This window comes from Novosphingobium sp. B-7 (assembly GCF_000410615.1).
Taxonomy (GTDB): domain Bacteria; phylum Pseudomonadota; class Alphaproteobacteria; order Sphingomonadales; family Sphingomonadaceae; genus Novosphingobium; species Novosphingobium capsulatum.
Map to the genome: position 1 here is coordinate 1 of NZ_APCQ01000271.1, position 22,514 is coordinate 22,514.

Consider the following 22,514-nt stretch of genomic DNA (forward strand, 5'->3'; position numbering starts at 1 on the left):
GAGCCTGTCCTTTGCGCAGGGCTCGCATGACTTCGAATCCCTTGATCGTGGCATAGGCCGTGGGGATCGATTTGAAACCGCGCACCGGCTTGATCAGTATCTTGAGCTTTCCGTGATCGGCCTCGATCACGTTATTGAGATACTTCACCTGCCGGTGGGCCGTCTCCCGGTCCAGCTTTCCTTCGCGCTTCAATTCGGTGATCGCTGCACCATAGCTCGGCGCTTTGTCGGTATTGAGCGTGGCAGGCTTTTCCCAGTGCTTCAGGCCTCGCAGGGCCTTGCCCAGGAACCGCTTCGCTGCCTTGGCGCTGCGGGTCGGCGACAGGTAGAAATCGATCGTGTCGCCCCTTTTGTCGACCGCCCGGTACAGGTAGGTCCATTTGCCCCGAACCTTGACGTAGGTCTCATCCAGACGCCAGCTCGGATCAAAGCCTCGCCGCCAGAACCAGCGCAACCGCTTCTCCATCTCCGGCGCATAGCGCTGCACCCAGCGATAGATGGTCGTGTGATCGACATCGATGCCACGTTCCGCCAGCATTTCCTCGAGATCGCGGTAGCTGATGCCGTACCGGCAGTACCAGCGGACCGCCCATAGGATGACCTCGCCGGTAAAATGCCGCCCTTTGAAATCGTCCATCACAACTGACCTTACCAATCCAAGGGCCCAACCTTGGCAACCGCATCAGAGTTTGCAACAGAGCCGTTCAGCGTACAAAGCTTGAGGTGACGCCGACCAGCGGTGAGAAAAACAGATTGTCAGGAAGCTCAGCGTCTCTCTTGCCCGAGGGGGAATTTCCAGCCAATCGACCAAAGCATTGACCGAAGGGCGGAACCCCTCGCGCTTGTTCAACAGAGCTTCTTGTCCGCAGACATAGGCCTTCACCATTGCGCGCTCGATCTCGCCAATCGTATTTTGCGTGCGCCCCCCTTTACGCGCCTTGCGATCCCGGGCGACAATGTCGCGCGCGACCTCGCGGAATATCGCGCGCATTTTCGATGTTGGTCGCTCGGCTTTGGCAGGCTTCCTTTTGACGTTCACAGTTGCAAAATCCCGAAAAAAAGCGAGCCTCAGACCGACTGACGCGGCGCGATGCCGAGGCGCTGTGCGACCTGCGTGTAGAGACCGACGATGCCGGGCATGGCGACCGTGACCGCAAGACCGAATGGTACAGCTTCATCTATCGGAGTGCCCGGATCTGGATCGCGCTGCACAACGAGGTCAATCGTCATATCCGGGCCGACGACCGGCGCTTTGTCACCTTCCCAGCAACGCATGAATATGGTGCCGCGATTAGTCTGATTGCCGTCCGGTTGAAGGCTTCGCGGAGAAACGCCCAAAGTGCCGGCTTCTGCTGGATCGAGCAGCTTGAGGCGAACGGATCGGTAGCTCTTGCGTCCCGGTTGCACGGGTGTGAACCATGCCAGCGTCGCCGAGAGGCTGTGGGGCCGGGCCTGACCGCTCATAACCGCCGGTATGGGAACACGGACAGTGGTGACACGGTCGCGCGAAAGTTCTCCAACCGCCCAGAACGTCGCGCGGTCCTCCGCGCACGCTACCGCGTCTTCGGCGTCAACATAGCCAAATCCCAGGAAGCGCCTGATATTGTCCTTGATGTGGCTGTGATGTCCGCCGACTGGACCGATGATCGCTTTGATCCGTGCAGCAATGTCATCGGGCCACCGGGCGGGATGGACAAGCAGTGCCTTAAGCAAGGCCGCCCGCTGAATGTGGGGCAGGCCCGCAAAATCCGGATACGCCGCCTCTAGTGCGTCGTGGATCCGATGACATGTGCGTGATGCCAGCGCGGTCGCGCCGCTGGTCCCGCCCGAATAGCCTTCGGCTACCCCGAAGGCGCCGGTACGAGGCGCAGCCACTTTGAGGCCAGCGGGGCGCGTCGAGGGCGCCGGTCTGACGAAGACATGACCGTCGGTCCGCATCTGGCGGAGGTGCTCGCGACCTCCCGGCATCAAAATGTCGGGTTTGACTGATCGGGCAAATCCAGGGCCGAGAGCGCTCGACGGGTTGGCGGCACGAATGCCCGGAAAGGGGTCGATGATGGTGCGGGCGGCGCGGCGGTCCGCAGCCGACACCCAATCGTCGTTGGACGCGCCGACCGTCACCGCGTTGATTGCCTCGGACGGCGAAAACATACGCCGGTCAGCCATCAGATTGCCGATCGCGGTCAGCGTGCCGTCACAGCGAGCGGCGGCGTCAGCGTCTTCGAAAGCCGTGCCGGTCGCGAAGGCTGGGACGCCGAAGGTCTCCCTCACATTACCAGCACTCACCAGAAACAGAATGCCGTATCGGTACGCCAGTCGATCCAGCAGCCGTGCCCATGCCGACAGCGACGACTGAAAGGGACGCCGCTCGTTGCCAAGCGAGAGATTGACGATCAGCACGCCCGGCGCCGTTGCATCCGGGCCTTCTCGCATCGCTCTAATGGCGAGAAAGATGATATCGACGACAAGCCGTCGTGCCGGGAAGCGATCCCCAGCACCCATCACCGGAACAACATGAATGCGCCGCGGCAATGCCGGTGCGGGATTGTTCCTGTCGCCATGCACGAGGAGCGACGCCATCGCAGTGCCATGGACGCGTTGGTCCACGGGGGCATGGGGTTCGAGATCGAATTGATCATCCACGACCAGATGAGCGGCGAGCAGCGGATGTGCAGCGACCGGAACTCCGTCGAGCAGGGCCAGGATCGGTTCGCGCAGGTTGCCGACCGCAGCAGCGGTGCCGGCGTCTGTGACGTCCTCGATCTCGATCGTCGTCGCTAGGCTTTGCGGGCGGATGTGCATGACAGGCTCGAGGCTGGCGATGCCGCCTTCCGCCCGATCGATGATCTCCCGGATCGCGCGTACCGGCAAATCCACAAGCAGGGCATGATAGGCGATGTCGGGCAGCCGGGCACGCGAGATGATATCCCCGCCGCGTGCGGTCACTGCCGCGCGCACTTCATCTTCCCGTGCCTGGGCCTGAACCTCAGAGGCTCGGTAGATCAATTCGATCTCCAGCGGGACAAGCTCGTCCTCGCCGCGCTCCTCGATCTCCTCGGCGAGAAAACTGGCGTCGATTCGTTGGACCCTGTCCTGAGGCCCCCATGGTCGCAGATCGCGAAGCAGTTCGAACACGCCACACCACGGCGTCTCCCCGAATTGCAGTTGATCGGCGTTCCAGCGCCTCCAAAGAGAGAGCAGTTCTGCGAGCGCGCGTGCGTCCGGAACAAGGAGGTAGGCAACGGGCTCCTTGTCGTCGTCGCTGCCTAACTCCTCCTCGTCGATCAGTTCGAGGCCGGGCACGCGCTGAACGGCTGCGGCAAAATTGTTCACCGAGCCACGGACTTCGAAGACGAGCAATCTCTCCGGTGCCAGGGCAGCCGGATCGGCACGCAGTTCGAGACCGCCCGGATCTCGCGCCAAAGCCTGGGCCAGGCGGTCGAAGTTTGGGGCAAATGTGGCTTGCTGGCGATCCCGAGGGAAAGATTCAGGTGGCCGGGGAAATTTTTGCTGACCGGCGGGGCGTTGTCTTGATTGGTCTGGCGTCAGCCTCAGCAGGGGCTTGGTTGGATCGCTCGCCATCTACATTCCCGGGCCGTACGCGCGATTTCCATAGTTCAAGCTCTGTCTCGAGCGCATCATCAATCCCAATCTCCCCCAAACCCAATATCTGCCTGCGCCTCACATTCTGGCACAGGTCGAGCGCTTCGGCATAACTTACTTCGCCAAGGCGGGTCGCGAGCTTCTGTACAGTCATGCGCGGAGTTTCAGGCCAGCCAGAGATGACCCTGTCCAAAAACACCTCAAGCAGTTTGCGATCGGGCTGTGGAAAAGCTAACCGCATCTGAAAGCGACGCCATACCGCGCGATCAAGCAACTCAGCATGATTGGTAGCCGCAACAACTATAACATACGGCGGCAATTGATCGAGTTGCATGAGCAAGAACGAGACCACGCGCTTGATTTCGCCGGTTTCATGGGTGTCGCCACGCTCTTTACCGATAGCATCAAACTCGTCGAAAAATAGGACGCTCGGCTGTGTGCGCACATAATCGAACAGTTTGCGAAGCCGAGCGTTGGTCTCACCAAGGTAACTGCCGATCAAAGCATCATAACGCACGACGAAGAATGGTAAGCCCAGCGCCTCCGCGATTGCCTCAGCAAAGGACGTCTTCCCGTTTCCAGGAGGCCCGGAAAGCAGAATCCGATGCCGTGGCTCATAGGCATGTGCGCGTAAAACATCAGCACGCATGTGCCCTTCGATCAGCTGACGACCATTCTCGCGCGCTGGCAACGAAAGGAGCAGATCATCAAATCTAACCCGCGCTTCGATTTCGATGATCGTGTCTCGACCTGGCCCGACCTGAGGCTGGGAGGTCGTGAGAGGCGGCGGCGTTACCGGCACGGTGCTTAGTGCGCGTTCGATGCGATCTGCAACGATGTGGTGATTTTTGGCTCGTTCGTCCGCGGCAATGGCCTCGGCCGCTGCGCGCAGCGTCTCACGATCGCCAGCAACGCTGGCGCGAACGAGCGAGACGAGATGATCAGCGCGGGCCATTTTCTATGTTTCAGTCACTCAATCGGCAGGATCAAAATCGACTACCTGGGGAATCTAATGAAATTTTCCTGCGGTGTAATCAATTATTCGCGATCCAGCTCTAGCAGACCTAGCACGATAATGCCTCTGCCATATGTGACGCTCCGTAAGGGTATCTGAAACCAGGGACCATCGTGGAGCAAGCCAGCATTCCATAGCCTAGATTCCCTATAGAAAGCTCTCACCGGCGTGGTTCTTGAACAACGCGGCATCGCGAACATAACCGAGGAGCACCTCCACCTTCTTCTGACGCGATACCTCCTGCATCTTGGGCAGCGAGGCTCCGGCCTTGGCCGCCTCGGTCAGAAACCCTGAGCGCAGTGAGTGCGCACCGACTGCGGCAGGATCGAGCCCAACCTTTTGGGCGTAGCGCTGAATCAGGCGGGCAACCGAGCGATCCGACATGGGCTCTTTGGTCATCATCCCTTGTGCGTCGGTGCGGTAGAACAAAGGACCAGCCTCCCCTCCCCTTGCGCTGAGCCATTCGTTGAGGCGCGCGCCCGGCTTGAGAATCTTTCCCGACGGCACCGCGATGACCTGCCCTTCCCCTTCTTGGTCTGTTTTCGAGTGCCTGATCGTCAGCTTGAGGCCTTCCCGCACCAGCTCGAGGTCAGCCAGCTGTAGCGCGACCAACTCGGAACGCCGCAACGCCGCCGCCAGCCCAAGTGCCATGACGGCCCGGTCGCGGATAGCCCGCGGACTTTGGCCTTCAGCAGCTGCAATCATCCGCGCAAGATCGGCCGCCAGAATTGCGCTCTTCTTGCGCGTCGGCCGTGCGCGCTGCTCGCGCCGGATCCCGGCAAGTGTGTCGCCAATGACATCACGCGGATCGCGATGCTGGGGTGCGACCTGCCCTGCCTGCCTGTGGTGCCAGGCGATGGCTGCAAGGTGCCGCCCGATGGTGCTGTCCGCCCTCCCCGCCTGCGCCAGCGAGGCAAGGTATGTGGCCACGGCCTCCGGCATAGCCGGCATAGGCTCAAGATCGCGCGTCCAGCACCATTCTTCGAACTGCCGCCAGTCGCTCTCATAGGCCCGGACCGTGTTGGCGGCCTTGGACCGCGCCCGGTAAGAGCGGGCCGCTTCGATCTCAGCCGCGAGCTGCGGCGGGATCGCATTCCCCAAGGGCGCGAGCGCAACCTCATCTGAATGCCTCAAGGCCTTGCTGCTGTCATCGTCCAAGGCGACACTCCTCAAGATTCAAGTCCGCTGCTGTGCCCCCCCTTGCCTTCGGGCCGGGGCGACATCGCAGTGAATTTCGCCTGCTTTATATAGAATAGCTCGTCGTCCGTGAAGGGCATTTATCGGACAGTAAATCAGCCGTAAAAGCTGGGTATACTTTTTTGCTCATTGATATACTTTCTGGCTGATGGCGCTTTCCCCTTCCCCCTGGCAACTGACCCTTGCACGGATAGAAGGCGCCCTCCCCTTCATCTCGCCGGAGCTTTCCGAGTGCCTAGCGATGGCCTCATTGCGGCGCCTTTGGCGCGTACATGTTCGCGACTATCCCTTTGATAATCTGGGAATCGCGCACAACCCAGGCGTGGGCGCGAGCGAACTAGTCCGGTCATGGTATGCGGAGGAGCGGCGGCAATTTCTGTCATGGATCGGCCGACGTGCGCCCCCTGCCCTCGCCAAAGCCGCGAAGCTAGTGCTGGCAGCCAAGAGCCAGGCCGAAGGCTTCACCGAGGCCTACACCCCCGCAGACAATGCGCTCGCGCGGCTGTCGGCTGCCAAAGTTTCGATCATTCCTGACGCCGAGTTCAGGCCCGCTCTGCCATAATTGATGGCAACGGATTGGCTGCTTGAGGCCATTATCTCCTCACCTCGCGCAGCATTCGCGCGGTTGCGTTGGATGCCGGAGCCAGCTTGCGGCCATATCGCAGCGCGGTGGACGTGGACGTCCACCGCAGCGCCTGCGCGATCGGTCCGGCGTCTTCGCCGGTGGCGAACAGATCCTGGGTCAACCCGACCCTGAGCGAATGCGTGCTGAGCGCCGCGATCGCCGTGTCGAGGTCCTTGCCGACGAGATTGACGAGGTGCTCGTCTGCGGCCCGCTGTGCGACCCTCTTGATGATCAATCGCACCGCTGCCGGCGTCAGCGGTTCCTCGCCGATGACATAGGTTGTTGTTGCCAGCACGGGTTTCGTGTCCGGAGACACTGTCGCGCCGGCAGGCAGCCGCCACTGGAACCCCGGCGGGGCCGGGAGCGCTTCGGTTGGCGCAGCGGCCCGCGCTTTGGTGCGGACCACACCGATACGCCGAAACAGCGCCCCCTCAGAAATTCCGCTTGCTTCACGCCAGGCTGCCAGTCGCCGCATGGTGTCGGGCGAGAGCCAAGCGTAAGCCCCCTTCCCTTCCTGATCGGTTTTGGAATTCGGCACAGTGAGCACCGCCGAGCCATCGGGTTCGACCGCAATGTGATCGCAGGCCACCCGCACCAACTCTGCCACGCGCAACCCGGTGTCGTAAGCCAGCGAAAGCAGCGCCGCATCGCGCAGACCCGGCAGCGTCTCCGGACAGGCCTGCAATAGCGCACTCAAGGTGAACCCTTTGGCGGGAACGAGGCCGATCCCCTCACCAAACCGCAGCGGCCCCGCCTGGCGCTGCGTCACATCGACCCGGCGACGGAACCCGCGCAGTGCATCCCGCACGATCGGACCCCGCGTGGGGCTTGGCGCACCGAGCAGCCCGTGCACCACGGCAAGGCTGGCCAGGCGTCGGCCCACCGTCGCCGGTTTGAGCTGCCGCCTTTCGCAATCCTCCAGATAGGCAACGATCCGCGCCTCGCTGGCGGGCAGAGCAATGCCGCCCGTGCGGGCGCAGAAGCCAGCATAGCAAGAGAGGTCATTGGCTAGCGCCTTGACGCTCATCGGGGCGCGCGCTTCGAGGCTCTTGCGGAAGGCGAGATGGTCGATCGCTGCGTCTTTGCAGACGAGCCCCGCTAGCAGGTCGGTGAGCTGGTGAACTCGGTCGGTAGCGCGTCCGTCACGCCTTCGCGGCAGTGGCGCCTCACCCGCGGCGCGGACGACCACGATCTCGCCCACACCAATAGCAGCACTGGCGGCGGAGGGGACGGAGAGCGATTTCGTGGCCATGCGCGTTGAATAGGCGCTTTGAAGGGCTATGTCACTATCGATAAGATACCATTAGCGATAGTGTCCTTGTCGGTTGGCACAAGCGGTTGTATAGCTATCTTTATTTAGCTATGCCTGACCAGTGAGACCCCGGATTTCCGCCATTCTCCCAACAAAGATCGGCATGGCACCTTCAGATTATCGCCTTTCACATGCGCCACACAGAGACCTCGAAGCCGAGGCCCTGCTCGCCCTTGGTCGGCTCGATGGCACACTGGGAACGGTCGGGCTTACAACGCTCCGGCTGTTCACCATCCGGCTGCTGCGCGACCTGCTTGTCGCCGCGCTGCGGCAGGAGGGGTACATGTTCACCGACCAGCGCTTCAACGCGTGGTTCGCAGGCCTCACAACCCTGTCAGACCATCCACCGCACTCAGGCCGCCCTCCCCGGGTGCTTTGCGAAGCGATCCTGATCGAGCTCAGGCACAGCAGCTGGGACCTGCTCGCCGCACTCGCCTCCCGCTTTCAGGTGGCGCTGCTGGCGCCCAATGATTATTTGGCCAGTGATCATGTTGGCAGCAACCATCCTGGCAGCGGCCTTGCCGCTGAGACCGCCCACCAGGATACCCACGCACTTGTCACCGCTGCGCGCGGCCTGCTGGGCGGGCTTCCCCCCTTCTCCCATCCGCTGACTGCACTCGCGCACCTCCACCGCGCGGCCGGCGCCAATGTCCAGTTCGCCCCGCCCGAACGCGCGCCCGAGCCAATCACTATGGGATCGATCCGGCTGACGGTCGAACGCGCCGCCGCGCCGAGCCCGCGCTGGGCACTCGAGATGCTCTGGGGCGAACACTGGTATGCCGCCAAGCTCTTGGCGCACGCCCTCCCCTTCCCCGGCCTCATCCGCCTCGACGCCCTGCGCGCTGGCCAGTCAACAGACCCCGGTGATCTCGATGAAACGCCGACTATCCTGGCGACAGCGCTGCGCGACGTAGCCCAAGGCCTGTGCGGGGATCTCATCGAAGCTGAGCGGCTCGCCCGGCGCCTCAAGGACACTCCGCCCGGCAAGCGCCGCACCTCGCGCGCACCGGCCCTGCTTGAACTGCTCAGCGGGTTTGGGCCACTGCGCTCAGCCCAGCTCGAAACGCTGCTCGGCGTTACCCGGATCGGACTGCGTACAATGCTCGGCGCGCTCGATGCGGTCGGCATGATCAATCGCACCACACTTGCCGGCGTGCACCTTTACGCCGTCAACCTCGACGCGCGTGCGGCAGACGACGCCAGCGATCTTACGGCCAACTCCTCCCTCTCGTCTGCCGCGCTCGGCGAATTCGATGCAGCGATGGCCGACATTGATGCGCTATTGGCCCGCAAAGGCATCAACCTTGACGAGGCTGACGAGGACAGCGAGCCTTGAGCCTGACGGAGCGATTTGGGTGACGATTTCCGCTCGAATGGCGGATTTCGGGCGAGAGCTACTCTAATGATCTGTTTTATAATGATAAATTGAAGGCTTCCGGAAACACCCCCTACAGCGCGAAAACGAAGCGTCCGATAGGTCAGGGTGCAGAGAGGTGCTGGACGCGCCCTACGGGATTCTGAGGGCAAATTTCGGCAAAATCGCCACTTTGATCCTGCGAAGCGCTGCTACGGGCCGTCATGGTCCGGCGCTTCACCAGAACATAGGCCTCGATAAGGTCGGGCAGGTTGGCCTGCCAGCGATTGATCCGCCGCGCGACAAGTCCCTCCGGAACCGTCGGCCCGGAGGACACATCGGGATGCCGGACTTTCGGATTGAGCAGGTTTGCGCTCGACCTGAGCAGAGCCGAGGAGGACAGCCCGACAAGAACCTCGAAGCGATCTGCCGATCGGGTACGATCACTGTGCGCCGCCGCCAGCAGCGCGATCCGCGCCCGCGCTAGATGGTAGCGGTTGGCGGGGAAGCGAGACCGGTAGCCGAATTCGCCGCGGCGCAGACCAGCCCCTGCCTGTCCAAGCATCGCGCCTATGACACTGCGGTTGAAAGCGACCATGACCGGTGTCGGCGGATACCGTCGGCGAAGCGCATGCATAGCATCGACCTGCATTTCGAGAATCCGTGCAGCTGCGCGCGGCGTCCGACCGTCAACGAGTCTCTGCACCGGCGCGAGTGGCAATTGATGACGCTGACACATCCAACTCGCGCGCAGGATCCAGTCCCGGGTGAGGATCATGGGTTCACCGGCTTGTTGCGCTTCCCGCCAGCACAGCGCGCAGCCGAAAACCCGCAAGGCCGGCGGCAGCAAGGCCAGTTCCGGCACCGCTACGAAGGTCGCCTCGATTGTCCGGGTCGGTGCCTGGACAGCCCAGGCCAGGGTCTCGATCAGCTGATGAAACGCAGGATAGTCCGCTGGCGCCATACCCTGCCAACCGCGCGCAAGATCACAGAGCCCAAGCCGGGGATCGCAGCCGAGATGGCCAAAGAGCTCGGCACGCGTCACCTCGTGCTTCGCCGTCAGCCGGTCCATCCACGAATCAAAAGCTTCGTTCGATCGTGGCCGCACCCGGAATGCCAGCGGCTCGAGCTCATGCGCAACCCTCATCACGCTGGGATATGGGCGGGAAGCAAGGCCGCCGCTGCCTGCAAATCGGCAAACTCGATCCGCTCGCGCCCATCGCGGCGCGCCACCTTCAGCGCCCAGTGCAAGAGCCGCTTGAAGTTGCCGGTAACACCGTGGCTGTACCGCCAAATGAACTCGGCCATATCCGGCTCAGCCAGGCGCTCCGGTTCAATCAGTCCCATACCGCGGGCAAGCACGAGAATCAGCCGCTGTGACGCTTCTCCGGGCCCCCAAGGCTGAAGCCGGAGCACGATCGACCGGTAGGCCAACTCGATATCCTCGGCAAAGATGTCCGCCGCAACCTCGAGACCCGCCACGACCATCGGCACCCTGCCCTCGCTCATCAGGAACCGGAAGGCATCAAGCGTGTCGCGCCGCGCCTTGCCGCTGGCGGTCAGGATCGCGTGGACATTGTCAATGGCGACGAGCCGGGTGCCCTGCTTCTGAAGCAAGTCGACTACCTTGAGATCGGCAACCCGGTGGATACTGCGGGTGATCGGCCAGCCCTGCTTCCACAGCAACGTCAGGTTGATCTTGAGCGAGGTCGGACTGGAAGGTATCACCGTCCTGAGCACCGGGGCATAGCGCGCCTCGTCCCAACCATAAGGCTCCGGAAAATCCCGCGAAATCCGTCGCTGCGCCTCCCGTAGGATCGAGGTTTTGCCCATGCCGGACTGGCCAACTAGGATGACGCAGGGCGGTCGTTCGTCGGGCTCGTCGTGAGCCAGATCGACCAGCGTGTCGACCGCGTTGCGGGCTTCCGCAAAGTCGATCCAGTAGCCCGAGCCGGACCGTGTCGGGTCTAATCCAGCCATTTGAGCCATCCATCATCGTGCAGGGCAGCGGCCGGAATCCATGTTGCGGCTGCCGTTTCGCTCCTGGGGTTAGCCAGTTCACAGTGTGATACGCCTTCCCGTTCCTGCCTTTTGCGGTCCTGGCGGGTTTGGCGCGTGCGTTGGCGGGCCGTCAGCACCTCCTGACGCGCAGCGTGGATATAGCGCGCTGTCGCCGCAGAACCGCCGTCTGCCTGATAGGCCGCACCGTCCCGCCGCTGGCGTCGCCGCTCGGCTTCCCATTCGGGCTCAGTCACGTCCGGATAGCGTCCTACGACCGGCACTGGCACGAAACCCCCATCAATGTCCGCGTAGACCTTCTGCAAGGTGCGCTCGTCGCAGTGAATCGTGATCTTCTGGCCAATGCGCGAGGCGAGCATCGGGTGCCAATACCGCCGGTAACGTATCTGCACGCCGTAGGAATGTACCATCAGTTCACTGGCGGGCAGAAACTGGCGGGTGAGATGCTCAATATCAAGGCACGCCTGGAGCAACGGTTCACCGCCTGCTGTTTCCCTCTCCCAGACTTGCGCCGGACAACGCCCACCGAGCGCCTTGTGCGGAGTGTTATGGTAGATACCGATCTGGAACAACAGCCAGCGTTCGAACTCTTCGATGGTCATCGCCGCGGCTTGCCCCGCATCGTAGCCATCGCGCTGGGTCACGTTCGAACCCGTTGCGCCGGGAAGCAGCCGCATCTTGCCCACCATGGTCCCGATCAGGCGCTCGATATGCCCCCCGAAATGGGCCGGACCGCGCGGACGAACATCGGGATCGATACCATTGGCCAGGCACGCCCGGCGAAAGCTCTCGGCGCGGTGCGGTGCCGCATGATCCGCATGCAGCCGCTTGAACTGGCCATACATTGGATAGTCGACATCCATCCCGAGTTTGCGAAGAAGCGGGCCCTTCGGCAGCAGCGCGTTGGCCACCGCCCGGCCGCAGCGGAAGATCGACGGGTCCCCGAGACTCACGTAAAAGCCCAGAATCGTGCGGGTCCAGATGTCGATCAGCAAAGTCAGCCAAGGACGGGCAAGCTCCTCGCGATGCAAGCTGTCGACGAGTATCACATCGGCGCGAGTATGATCCATCTGCACGAGGTCGAGCAGACCCTTGCTCTCGTAGGCACCGGGATGAGGCTCGTGTGCGCTCCGCTGCTTCGAGCCCATGCTTGAACGCGCCCGCTGCGGCTCCGATATTTCCCCGATCAGCCTTACGATGGTCCGCTCGCTGGGAACTTCTGCTGCGGGGAACCGGAAATCCCCGTTATCGGCGATCAATAGGCCGCGAATATCTCGTGCTGCTAACGCCACTGTTGGAGGGGCCTTCGTAAGGTAGATCTCGGCAATCAGGCTTTCCAAGGCTTGCGCAATCTCGGGCGAGATGCGGTGACTGCCGATCTTTGGGCCCCTCGGCGTTGGCGCCAGTGACGCTGCCACTGGATTCTCGCGGAACCGCAGTGCCAGACGGCGTACCTGCCGCCCGCTGAGGCCTGTTGCCGTAGCGACAGTAGCTACCACGGATGCCGTCAATTTGCCGGTGAGCGGGATATGTTGGCGAAAGGCCGAATAGAGTTCTGCGCCAGTGGCCAGAGCTCTTGTCGACGCTGATTTCGACCGATGTGGTTTGCGCTCGAACAACCGCCCTCCCCTGGCCAAAGTCTGGCCCTGCCAGTGACATAAATTATGGCGTGGCTTCCGACACGAGATCTCTGCACGCCAAAAATGATGTTCGGAAAATCACGCTAATCTATTGATATTTTGTTCATAAATGAGGTTGTCATAAACTTTGGCAGGCGACAGCGGCTCGACGCCCTACTCCCTAGCAGGGATCCTCAGGGCACCCTGCTCGAGTGGCTTGAGGAACTGCGAACCGAGGAATTCGACTTTTTCGAAGGCGGCAGCGAAATGGTCCAGGTCGGCGGGTTCGCAATCACGCGTTCGGCGCCGCGTGGCGCGGCCTGGGCTGCCTCATTGGCTGCGGCCATCAGGCCCCACCTTTTTGGATTGGGCTCAGCCCCGCTGGCGCTTGCAGGCATCATGCCGCGGGCCCTGTTCCGCGAATTTCACGAAGAACCCCTGCCCGCCCTTCTCCGTTCAGCGCTTCAGACGGCCACTGACAATGCCGCGGCCGATTTGCGGGTGATGCGAGAGGCTGTCACTTTGGCCGACAAGCAGCTGGCCGGTCGGCTGTATGCCTCCTCAACCGCTCCGCAGGTGTGGCGCATGATCGTCAGCCTTGGTCCCCTTACCAGAGCGGAGCTTGCCAGATGCCTAGGCGTGACAAAGCGAACCGCTTCGCAATCGGTGTCCTCATTGCAGGAGGCAGGCATGGTGCGCTTGCGCGAGACCGATAGTGCTATTGTACCGGCCAATGCTGATCTAGTACCGCGCGAATAGCCTCTTCGGCTTCCTGCCGCGTCGCACCACCCTTGTTCAGCAAGGTAATGCGGACACCCTTGCGATCAGCACCCTCAATCCGAAGTACAGGCTGGCCAACCGCATTCGCGACGGTCTCGGCCTTTCCTGACTTCTTGGGGGTTCCTGACTTCTTGGGGGGATCAGCCGCGAGTGAAAGCGCCTTGATCACCTCGAGGACAGATGGCGAATGGTTCGTCCGTTCCCGTTCTGCGGCAAGCCGCGCTGCCTCCCGGAAGGCCCTCTCCTTCCGATCCTCTGGCTTCATGAGCGCCTTGAGTGCGATCGCATTGCGAATTCCGAGCTCCTTCGGATTAGCAAAGGCTCTGGTCAACTCCTCGGGCAGGCGGGCCAGATCGAGATAGCGTGTGAGCCAGCTTTCGGACACTTTGAGCCGTTCGGCCATCGTCTTCTGACGACCCTCGTAGTAGGCCGACAATGCCCGGAGATAGTCCTTCGCGCGCTCGAAATCGGTTAGGTCGTCCCGTGCGCGGTTCTCGAGATCTGCGAGCCTGAAAGCCTCCTCATCGCCAATCTCGCGCACGTCGACGAGGAACTTGAAGTCTGGGTAGTTGTGCGTCCGCAGCCAGCTGACCGACCAGTGCCGCCTCGCCCCGCAGATGACCTCGAAATCATAGCCATCTTCGCCCGAAAGGCGACGGACAATAGCCGGGATCTCTTGCCGCCCTTGGGCCTTGATGCTCTCGATCAAGTCTGCGCAGCGTTCCTCATTGAGGAGCGCGTAGTCGCGATTGTGGCCAGCCCACATTCGGCATCTTGCCGGGTCAACGAGCTCATGAGTGCGCGAAACAATCGCGCCCGATGCTAGGTCGGCTAGGCGGTTTGAGCGCCCCGTAAGCACATTCGACGCGATGCTCGATCGACGCGGCGTGGCGGAGTCCTCGGTCAGATCGATCCCGGCGGCCAAGTCGGCGGCAAAACCGCTGTTCTTCCTACTCATGCAAGCCTCCTATTAGCAGAATTGCACGCGTGCAATTTTCCCAGCGGCTCATACCAAGGCCTCCTGCCGGAGGCGCTTTTGATGGCTTGGCCACATCGATCGAATGTCGACTTCGATTTCTGAGTTCACGCCATCAAGATAATTAAGGCAGCGATTGCGTACCGCCGAGCTCGTAGCAGGTCCGTCGAGTTCATAGACGGTCATCAGCCGCGCAGTTGCATTGTCGATCTCGGCAGAGTCCTTGAGCGGCGTTCGAACCATGGCGTGGCCAAACAGCGTCCTCATCAACTGCAGAAGCTCCTTCTGCATCGACTTGTTCTCATCGACCTTCGAGGCGACGAAGCGGAGAAAGGTCAGTTCCGGGGCAAGCCCCCGATCAGCAAGCTGCTCGATCGTTTCATCAAGCATCGAGAGAAATGCTGCGGTCGAGGAGAAGTCCATTACGGTTGGGGGGACAGGAACCACCAGCGCGTTTGCCGCGCGCAAAACTGACAGGGAGATTGCTCCGAGGGCCGGCGGAGGATCCATGACGATGACATCGAACCGATCCGAGATGCTCTCAATCCCTTCCTTAAGGCGGTCAAGTAAGGCTCCGTTCCCCTGCGCCATTCTGGCGGCCAGTTCGTACTCGGAATTAAACAGGCGAAGATTGGCAGGGATCAGCTCAAGGCCGTCGAAATGGGTCTTGCGGAGGGCGTAGTCGAGCGATGACCGCTCACCCTCACGAAGGAATGGGTAGAGGGTATCGTCCTCTGTCAGATCGAGATCTGGCACATAGCCAAACAGCGTCGTCGCAGAGGCCTGGCTGTCGCAGTCGATTAATGCAACACGATAGCCCTTGATCGCGAGATACTGCGCTAGATGAACAGACAGCGTCGATTTGCCGACGCCGCCTTTGAAATTCTGAACCGCAACCACGCAACACGGATCGGTCGGAGCACGATACGGCCTGGTGCCGAACACGCCGCGCATGTCGTTAAGCTGGCCAAGAGTGTACCTCTCGCGTCGATTGCTATCTGTCCTCGCCGGCTCGGGCAGCCTTCCATCTTTCTCAGCGTCACGGATAGCCGCCGGCGTCCGCCCAACGAGCTCGGCCGCCTTCCCGATCGTAAAGGTAGGCTCGCGGCGCGCATCTGCCCGAGCGCTTCGTGCGGAGTCGCGCAGCTTTTCGAGCACCGACGATGTTCGACTGGCGAGCGTTGCAACCGAGACTAAACGCTCGGCTTCTTCGATCTGAAGTCCGTTAGACACATGCCGTCCTTTCGCAATTGAGGGTGTGCTACACCCACTTGCGCTTTTCGGTCAAGAAATTCGGAAATTTCGAAATTCGGACCGCCTTGTCGCGTCGATTCTAGAGCCGGATCGCGCCATCCTGACTCGGTGGGGGCATGGCGAATTGCACGCGTGCAATTCCTGAGCGTCAGGGCCGCCCGCGCCGGTTTACCCAGCCCTCACAAAAGCCCTTCCAAGCAGCAAGAAGCTTGGCGCCACGAAGCTTCTCCAACCGATTGCCCATGTGTTCGCGAAAGCCGCTCGCGATAAGATCGACATCCCATCCACCGCCATACTTTCGGGCGACTTCAAGCAAATCGGCGTGCCCGAAGCGGATCGAGCCAGACGACGGGAATGTGGACTCTGACTGCTTGATCGCAGGCGCCGTACCGGGCGTAGATGCTATTGCCCCCTGCCCTGCCGTTATGGTCTCGACGGAACCGGTCCGCCTCGCTTGGCGTCCCGCCGAATGCCGGTCGAGCTCATCTACCGTTTCCAAGACCTCCGGGGCGCCCTTCGGTTCAAACCGGAACTCAAGCTCGGTGACCGTACGCCCCTGCCGAATTTCACGCCATTCGACACGGAAGTGAGCGAGCTGGTCAATTTCAGACTTAGCCTTCTCAAGCACCTTGCGCCGAAGCTGAGCGAAGTCCGTGTAGACATCAGGCGGGATCCCGAGCGCTGCACGCAGTGCCTGCATATCTCCTCGCCAGGTTGCTTGGCGGCGATGGAGGCGAAGGGCTCCAAGCTCGTAAAGCTTGAGCGCATAATTCGAGCGGAAACCCAAGACCGCTTGTCGGTTAAGCACGGCATAGGTCTCAGAAGCCTGGATCAGCTTACGCGCATCGGGCGTGAACTCCCATTCGATCCAACCCGTCTCTCCGCCATCCTCGTCGGTCTCTTCTTTAGACCGAGAGATCAGGGAGAACAGGAGAGTCGCCTTCTTTCCGCGCCACGATTTATCATCCACAGCAAACAGGGTGCGATGGAGCTCCTGAAGCATGTCGCTGATCCGCTCGTTACCCTTGTGGCCTCGGCGTATATCGGCTTTGCGAATGCGATGAGGACGATCTTCCCATGCGTCTCCACCTGCGGTCAGGATCATGAGCGCCAATAGCCGCGATGCCGTCAGACTAAGCGACTCACCTTTGACGAATTTGATCTCAATGATGTTGCCCGGTTTGGCGAACTCGTCGCCACCCTTTGCCTTCAATGCAGCAGCAACGCGCATCGCACGTCCGGGGGAACCTTCTTCAGGCTTCTCCTCGGAAGCTTCTATTATTGGGCTGTCATCAGTTTCCATGCCATAGTGCGATCAGAGCTTGATTCTTCGAACGACTGATTGCTGCCTGACCTGACCTCGTTCGTCAAGTCAGGTCAGGATGGGATTCCTTTGGGAGCCCCCAAGAGGTCAGGAATGAAGGTCTGTGAACGGGAGGCCAAATCCTAGGAGATTCCGCGAGTCGGCAAGCTTACGGACAGAGCGCTGATTAGGGGGCAATTTTGATGTTTGCGGGCGAAGTTAGGCCAAACAGCAGCGCGCTGAAGGCCCGTCCCCCACGCGGTCAGGATGGCCCCAGCAGGTCAGGTGAATGCCCCCGCTCGGTCAGGGTTCAGCCCCCATCAGGTCAGCCTAACACCCCCATCTGGTCAGGAAGATCGGCTTACCTTGCTCAATTCACACCAGAATTTGACCTTGAATCTGAATCTCTAGAATCAAGAATCCTTCCGCTGCAAGCAGCGGCGTTTTTATGATGATGTTTCTAAGGGAGAAGGGCCAGCGGCTGCGATGCAATCGCTTCCGTGAATCACGGCGAGTGTAATGATTCAAAATTCCGGTTGGACCCACCACTGATTTGCCTGCCACCAAGCGACCATGGAAACACCCATCAGCCAGTCTTGGAGCCAGTCTTGGCATTGGGAAGCCATCGACCCATCCCGCAATGTTGCTCGTGCCTACCATCTCTGGATCCAAACCGACCTGTTCGGTTGGACGACTATTGAACGCCGCTGGGGGAGGATTGGCTCAAAAGGGCAGGGGGTAACCCAGAGCTTTCCTGAGAGGGAGCAAGCCGAGATTGCCGCTCGGCAAGTCAGGGAAAGACGCGAGAGTGCCTTCAAGCGGATAGGGGTAGCTTACCAAAAGGCCGAATGACTGCTTGATACAGGCTGCTTCAAGGGAGGGGAGGGGGAGAGCTTGTGGGAACCTCATGACCCTAACAGCCCTGCCACCAACTCAAGACACTATCAACCTCGTCGCAGCTATGCGCGGCACATGGCACGGCGCTTACGCTATGTGCCGATGCCCTGCTCATGACGACAGGACGCCCTCATTATCGGTCCGGCAAGGCATATCAGGGGTTCTCGTACATTGCTTTGCCGGCTGCGATCCAAGGGACATCATTCGTGCCTTGCGGAGTGTAGGCCGAATTCAAGGCATCGAACCCCGTCCAGCTCCAAGTCTAAACTCTAGGCGACAGGCTCAGCGCCTGTGGGATGATGCGATCGACGTTCATGGAACGCTGGGAGAGCGCTATCTCGTTGGTCGATGTCTGCACCCGGACCTCCCCGATATCCGATTCCATCCGCGGTGCCCTCTTGGCCGAAAACCAAACACTGTATTTCATCAAGCCCTGCTTGTGGCCGTGCGCGAGCTAGGACGGCTTGTGGCGGTTCAAAGGATTATCCTGGACCCTCGATCAGGCCGGCATCGCGGCAAATTCTTGCTGGGGAGCTGCGGGCAGGGGGCATGGCAACCAGCGTTGTCCGATGGGGTGTTGGCAATTGCGGAAGGCTTCGAAGACGCGGCCGCCTTCACTTGCCTAACCGGGGTGACTTGCTGGGCGGCAATGGGGGCTTCGCGACTTCCGCTGCTCAAACTTCCAGATAAGCTCGATACCTTGATCATAGCAGAGGATAACAATCCGCCTGGACGAAGGGCGGCCCACCGAGCGACCAACGCATACGCCAGACCCGGCCTCCGAATTTCGCGAGCGTCTCCAAGCACTGGTAGCGACTGGGCGGAGCTCAACGAACGGATGAACCGTCGGGGCTGCAGCATCGGCGAATGGCGAAAGCTGGAACATTCCAGTCGTTTCCTCGAGGCTTACACAGCGGCGGGTTCCACCCTTGAAGCGGACACTTGCTGCTTGGCTGATACGCCTTCCACAGCGTCGGCATGTGAGGGGCGCGCCACGGATCGCCGGGTTTGAGGCAGCCGCTCCGATGTGATGATCACCGATGAGTGCCGGGCAGCCGTGAGCCGGCCGCTGGCGAGGTTCAGGTCCGCAATCTGTGGATGTCCGTCGACCCATACATGCGCGGGCGAATGGACACCAATGATAGCTATGTAGAGCCGTTCAAAATTGGCGTCGCGCTGGAAGGCGGTGCGATCGGTGAGGTCGTGTCGTCGAACGACCCCGGATTTTCTCCCGGCGATCTAGTCAGATCGTATCGCGGGTGGCGTGAGGGCTTTAATGCTTCCGGTTCCGAACTGGAAAAGCTGGAACACCTACACTTCCCGCCTGAGGCCTATCTTGGCGCAACGGGAATGCCGGGCCTGACCGCGTACATCGGCCTCACCCGCATTGCCAAGCTCAGGAAGGACGATGTTGTGTTTGTCACCGGAGCAGCTGGCGCTGTCGGATCGACGGCCGTTCAGATCGCTAAGGCCTGCGGTCACCGCGTGATCGGATCGGCCGGGGGCGCGGAGAAAATCGCCCTGCTGCGCAAACTCGGTTGCGATGAAGTGATCGATTACAAAGCGGAACCCGATTTCGAAGCTGCGCTATGCAGAGTAGCGCCTCAAGGGATTGATGTGTGCTTCGATAACATTGGCGCCGAGCAGCTCGATGCCGCTCTTGCCGTTGCCCGCCCCCACGCGAGGTTCGCGCTATGCGGTGCGATTTATATGTATGACATGGCGCCCACCAGAGGACCAGGTAACATCTGGCGGGCAGTCGATATGCAGATCACGCTCCGTGGGTTCATCTGCACCGATCACCTTGATCTGGTGCCTGAGTTCCTCAGCAAAATGGCGGAATGGTATGCTGCGGACAAGATCAAGCTGCTCGATACCGTGTTTGAAGGCATTGAATACGCTCCTGCCGCATTCCTCGGCCTGTTTGAGGGAAGGAACACGGGCAAGATGCTGGTAAGGTCGGATGAGCGGTGTACTAAACCCTCTCCATCTGGTTGGAGGTTACGGCGCGACAGGTCAACAACTGGCGCGCCTGCTTCGCCTTCATCTCCCTGAATTGCCGTTGGTCATTGCCGGTCGCGATTTGAACAAAGCGCAGGCTTTGGCCGCAGAAGTCGGCGCTAAGGCACAAGTGCTGGATCTGAAAGCGATCGACCTTCAATTCGGTGATGAAACCACATCGGGTCTCGTCATCCTTGCCAAAGATGAATGGCTTCACGCGATGTGCTGGGCGCAGAATCGCGGAGTTCCCTACCTGAGTCTTTCAAGCGCTGCTTTCGAGCTTGGGATAGATTTGGTGCATGCTCACGCGCGCACGAATGATGCACCCGTCGTGATCGCAGGCCAATGGTTTGCCGGTGCGGTGACAATGGCTGTGCTCGACCTTTGCGAGTGGTTCGAGCATGTAGATTCCGTCGTCGCGGGGATCACGGTCGATAGGAATGCAGCCGCCGGAGGTGCAGCGTCTGTGGCTGACTTCGAGCGAGCGGCCCGAAGTTCCAAGGCGACGCTCGCGCGGATTGGAGGAGCCTATTTATGGCAGCAGGAAGCTGAAAGTCTGAAATCTTATCAAAGTGTAAACGGTTTACTGATAAGGGGCAAAGGTTCGGTTTCGATAGATGTCGCCACTATCGGCGCAAGAACCACCGCCCGCGACATCCATGTGCTGGAAACCTGGGGCGACTCGTCGCATTATCTTGAAACCGGAATTCCCGCAGATGAAGTCGCGATCGAAGTTGTCGGGATGACCGAGCAACGCTCGGCCGTCGCCAGGCGGACGATGATACTACCCCATGAACCAGCATCGATGACCGCCGTCAGCCTGCTGGCGACCCTTGAACGCGTGTTCGGGAGCCAAGGCGTCGGTCATGGCGTTTGGACCCCCGATCAGTTGCAGCCCTCAGGGGCATTCATGCGACGCATTCAGGAACTTGGTGTGCGCGTAAAAACGTCTCTGTCCTGAATTGCCGTCGCTATGCTGAACGCCTGACTGGCGACTTTTTATTCGATATCGATCGCAATCGAGTGAAGCCAAACCCAGCCGTTGCGCCAAAACCCCCTTCGAATCGTCCAAAGCCGCCGCAACATTCCGCTTGATAAACGATAAATATCGGATATTGGTTGCACGGGAGTTAGGCGAGTCAGTGGAAGGAGGGGTTATGCAGGATATCCAGGAGCAGGTGGGCGAAAGGCTTCGCTCGGTGCCGTTTGGCGTGCCGGCTGCAGATCTGATGAAGATCATCGATGAAGACGGCGGCGTTATTATCGAAGACATCCTCAGCCGGCAGCAGCTCGATGAGGTGAATGCACTGCTCGATCCGCACCTCGAAGCGCTTCACACGGGATCCAGTCATGAAGACGAGATGATGAAAGCGTTCCATGGCGAGCGAACCAAGCGCCTCACCAACGTCGTCACCTATTGCCCCTCGCTTCAGGATGCCTTGTTCGCCAACAAGAAGATCCTCGAATATGTGGCGGCGATGTTTTCCGGCGTCAGCCAGACTTTTTGGCTGAATACCTGCCAAGTGATCGAAATCCATCCGGGCGAGCAGGCCCAGATGCTCCATCGCGACATGGGTAACTATCCGGTGTTCTTCCGTTACGGGCGCGACGCACCCGAAGTCATGGTGAACATGATCCTCGCGCTTTACGACGTTAGTGAGGAGGCCGGCGCAACCCGAGTGATTCCGGGCAGCCACAAATGGGATTTCGAACGGCCTTACACACAGGATATGACGATCCCCGCAACGCTCAAGGCTGGTTCGGCGCTGTTCTATGGCGGCAAGCTGGTGCACGGCGGCGGCGCCAACGTGACGGCGGATTTCAAGCGCCGCGTGCTCGCGGTGCCTTACAACCCCGGCTTTCTGGTCCCCGAGGAAGCCTATCCCTTCACTGTCCCGATGGAGGCAGTGCGCAAGATGTCCCCGCAGATGCAGCAATTGATTGGGTTCCGGTCGTTCCACCAGCGCGACCCGCTGGGCGGGAGCCTATGGCAGAACAATTATGAAGAGCTGGCAGACTTCCTCGGCCTCTAGCTGGCCCCGGGCGGGATGGGTTCGAAAGAAATAGAGGGGGGGATCATGAACAAGCAGACATTCAGCCGGTCGGCTTATCTGTATTCGGCGGCAAGCGCAGCATTGGCGGGCCTAACGCCAACAACTGGACTGGCGCAAAACGACGTCGATGCAAGTGCTCAGGCGGACCAACAGGATGGTGTGATCGTGGTCACAGCCAACCGGCGGTCGCAGGACGTCACCGGCATTCCGTTCAATATCTCGGTGGTAGGTGGCGAGCAGCTTGCGGCTTCGGGCATTTCGACAGTCGAGGACCTGTCGCAGCAGGTGCCCAACCTGGTGGTTGCTTCGCGCGGGACGCAGAACCTTGGCGCGCAGCGGCAGGTGATGCGCGGATTGAGCGCCTCGCCAAGCGACAGGCAGGGTCAGACGCTCGAGCAGAATTCAGTCAGCACCTATCTCGACAACGCGCCCTATGCGAATTTCTTTCCGATCAGGGATGTTGCCCGGGTTGAAGTGCTGCGGGTGTCCGCCGTCAGCACCAATG

General features: G+C 60.7%; 22 protein-coding genes. 9 read left to right on the forward strand and 13 right to left on the reverse strand.

All coding sequences use genetic code 11. From position 1 onward, the window contains the following. The 5 genes from H926_RS0103690 to H926_RS0103705 all read right to left on the reverse strand — a co-directional run. On the reverse strand, positions 1-637 hold a 637-nt coding region (locus tag H926_RS0103690; RefSeq protein ID WP_022675111.1), incomplete at its 3' end, for an IS6 family transposase. Between the two features lie 45 nt (positions 638-682). Further along, a complete protein-coding gene (locus H926_RS32210) occupies positions 683-1,039 on the reverse strand; it encodes a hypothetical protein (RefSeq protein ID WP_148291625.1) in 357 nt (118 codons plus the stop codon). Between the two features lie 29 nt (positions 1,040-1,068). Then, positions 1,069-3,582 (reverse strand): S8 family peptidase, encoded by a 2,514-nt coding sequence (locus tag H926_RS0103695; RefSeq protein WP_192816540.1) that lies wholly within the window; start codon positions 3,580-3,582, stop codon positions 1,069-1,071. Beyond that, positions 3,488-4,558, reverse strand: coding sequence for an AAA family ATPase (locus H926_RS0103700; RefSeq protein WP_022675113.1), 1,071 nt, complete (start codon positions 4,556-4,558; stop codon positions 3,488-3,490). Before H926_RS0103700 ends, H926_RS0103695 begins: the two co-directional genes overlap by 95 nt. A 207-nt stretch (positions 4,559-4,765) precedes the next feature. Beyond that, the gene (locus H926_RS0103705; RefSeq protein WP_051146240.1) at positions 4,766-5,776 is read right to left on the reverse strand and encodes a site-specific integrase; all 1,011 of its coding nucleotides are present in this window, start codon (positions 5,774-5,776) and stop codon (positions 4,766-4,768) included. Between the two features lie 187 nt (positions 5,777-5,963). Between H926_RS0103705 and H926_RS0103710 the strand changes: the two genes are divergently transcribed. Further along, entirely contained in the window at positions 5,964-6,377 is a 414-nt protein-coding gene (locus tag H926_RS0103710) for a hypothetical protein (protein WP_022675116.1), read from the forward strand. Positions 6,378-6,408: 31 nt separating this feature from the next. Here the strand turns inward: H926_RS0103710 and H926_RS0103715 are convergent, their stop codons facing one another. Then, a complete protein-coding gene (locus tag H926_RS0103715; protein WP_022675117.1) occupies positions 6,409-7,692 on the reverse strand; it encodes a tyrosine-type recombinase/integrase in 1,284 nt (427 codons plus the stop codon). A 163-nt stretch (positions 7,693-7,855) separates the two neighbouring features. Between H926_RS0103715 and H926_RS25450 the strand changes: the two genes are divergently transcribed. Beyond that, positions 7,856-9,088: a hypothetical protein gene (locus tag H926_RS25450; protein ID WP_022675118.1), complete on the forward strand. Its 1,233-nt coding sequence runs from the start codon at positions 7,856-7,858 to the stop codon at positions 9,086-9,088. A 142-nt stretch (positions 9,089-9,230) separates the two neighbouring features. Here the strand turns inward: H926_RS25450 and H926_RS0103725 are convergent, their stop codons facing one another. The 3 genes from H926_RS0103725 to H926_RS30685 form a co-directional block, all read right to left on the reverse strand. Beyond that, positions 9,231-10,178, reverse strand: coding sequence for a hypothetical protein (locus tag H926_RS0103725; RefSeq protein ID WP_148291626.1), 948 nt, complete (start codon positions 10,176-10,178; stop codon positions 9,231-9,233). A 74-nt stretch (positions 10,179-10,252) separates the two neighbouring features. Further along, the gene (locus H926_RS0103730) at positions 10,253-11,086 is read right to left on the reverse strand and encodes a TniB family NTP-binding protein (RefSeq protein ID WP_022675120.1); all 834 of its coding nucleotides are present in this window, start codon (positions 11,084-11,086) and stop codon (positions 10,253-10,255) included. Then, positions 11,074-12,465 (reverse strand): Mu transposase C-terminal domain-containing protein, encoded by a 1,392-nt coding sequence (locus H926_RS30685; RefSeq protein ID WP_237740967.1) that lies wholly within the window; start codon positions 12,463-12,465, stop codon positions 11,074-11,076. Before H926_RS30685 ends, H926_RS0103730 begins: the two co-directional genes overlap by 13 nt. Before the next feature lie 546 nt (positions 12,466-13,011). On the opposite strand from H926_RS30685, the gene H926_RS0103740 reads away from it, so the two are divergent. Further along, the gene (locus H926_RS0103740; protein WP_237740968.1) at positions 13,012-13,503 is read left to right on the forward strand and encodes a MarR family transcriptional regulator; all 492 of its coding nucleotides are present in this window, start codon (positions 13,012-13,014) and stop codon (positions 13,501-13,503) included. On the opposite strand, the gene H926_RS0103745 is transcribed toward H926_RS0103740, so the two are convergent. The 4 genes from H926_RS0103745 to H926_RS34215 form a co-directional block, all read right to left on the reverse strand. Beyond that, complete coding sequence (locus tag H926_RS0103745) at positions 13,463-14,482, reverse strand: ParB/RepB/Spo0J family partition protein (protein WP_022675123.1); 1,020 nt, start codon at positions 14,480-14,482, stop codon at positions 13,463-13,465. The two genes, H926_RS0103740 and H926_RS0103745, sit on opposite strands and share 41 nt — an antisense overlap. Before the next feature lie 48 nt (positions 14,483-14,530). After that, positions 14,531-15,733 (reverse strand): AAA family ATPase, encoded by a 1,203-nt coding sequence (locus H926_RS0103750; RefSeq protein ID WP_022675124.1) that lies wholly within the window; start codon positions 15,731-15,733, stop codon positions 14,531-14,533. Positions 15,734-15,902: 169 nt separating this feature from the next. After that, on the reverse strand, positions 15,903-16,985 hold the full coding sequence (locus H926_RS0103755; RefSeq protein ID WP_022675125.1) for a replication initiation protein: 1,083 nt from the start codon (positions 16,983-16,985) through the stop codon (positions 15,903-15,905). Between the two features lie 447 nt (positions 16,986-17,432). Beyond that, the gene (locus H926_RS34215; RefSeq protein WP_202804667.1) at positions 17,433-17,717 is read right to left on the reverse strand and encodes a hypothetical protein; all 285 of its coding nucleotides are present in this window, start codon (positions 17,715-17,717) and stop codon (positions 17,433-17,435) included. Between H926_RS34215 and H926_RS0103760 the strand changes: the two genes are divergently transcribed. From H926_RS0103760 to H926_RS0103785, 6 genes are all read left to right on the forward strand, one after another. Then, positions 17,631-17,909 (forward strand): WGR domain-containing protein, encoded by a 279-nt coding sequence (locus tag H926_RS0103760; protein ID WP_022675126.1) that lies wholly within the window; start codon positions 17,631-17,633, stop codon positions 17,907-17,909. The genes H926_RS34215 and H926_RS0103760 overlap by 87 nt on opposite strands. A 139-nt stretch (positions 17,910-18,048) precedes the next feature. Further along, positions 18,049-18,966, forward strand: a complete 918-nt coding sequence (locus H926_RS31495) for a toprim domain-containing protein (RefSeq protein ID WP_237740969.1) — start codon at positions 18,049-18,051, stop codon at positions 18,964-18,966. Positions 18,967-18,998: 32 nt separating this feature from the next. Further along, complete coding sequence (locus H926_RS25460; RefSeq protein ID WP_022675128.1) at positions 18,999-20,009, forward strand: NADP-dependent oxidoreductase; 1,011 nt, start codon at positions 18,999-19,001, stop codon at positions 20,007-20,009. After that, complete coding sequence (locus H926_RS0103775) at positions 19,918-20,916, forward strand: hypothetical protein (RefSeq protein ID WP_202804668.1); 999 nt, start codon at positions 19,918-19,920, stop codon at positions 20,914-20,916. Before H926_RS25460 ends, H926_RS0103775 begins: the two co-directional genes overlap by 92 nt. 196 nt (positions 20,917-21,112) lie before the next feature. Further along, positions 21,113-21,988, forward strand: a complete 876-nt coding sequence (locus tag H926_RS0103780; RefSeq protein ID WP_022675130.1) for a phytanoyl-CoA dioxygenase family protein — start codon at positions 21,113-21,115, stop codon at positions 21,986-21,988. Positions 21,989-22,033: 45 nt separating this feature from the next. Continuing rightward, the coding region (locus H926_RS0103785) for a TonB-dependent receptor plug domain-containing protein (RefSeq protein WP_158441933.1) at positions 22,034-22,514 on the forward strand (481 nt) is incomplete at its 3' end.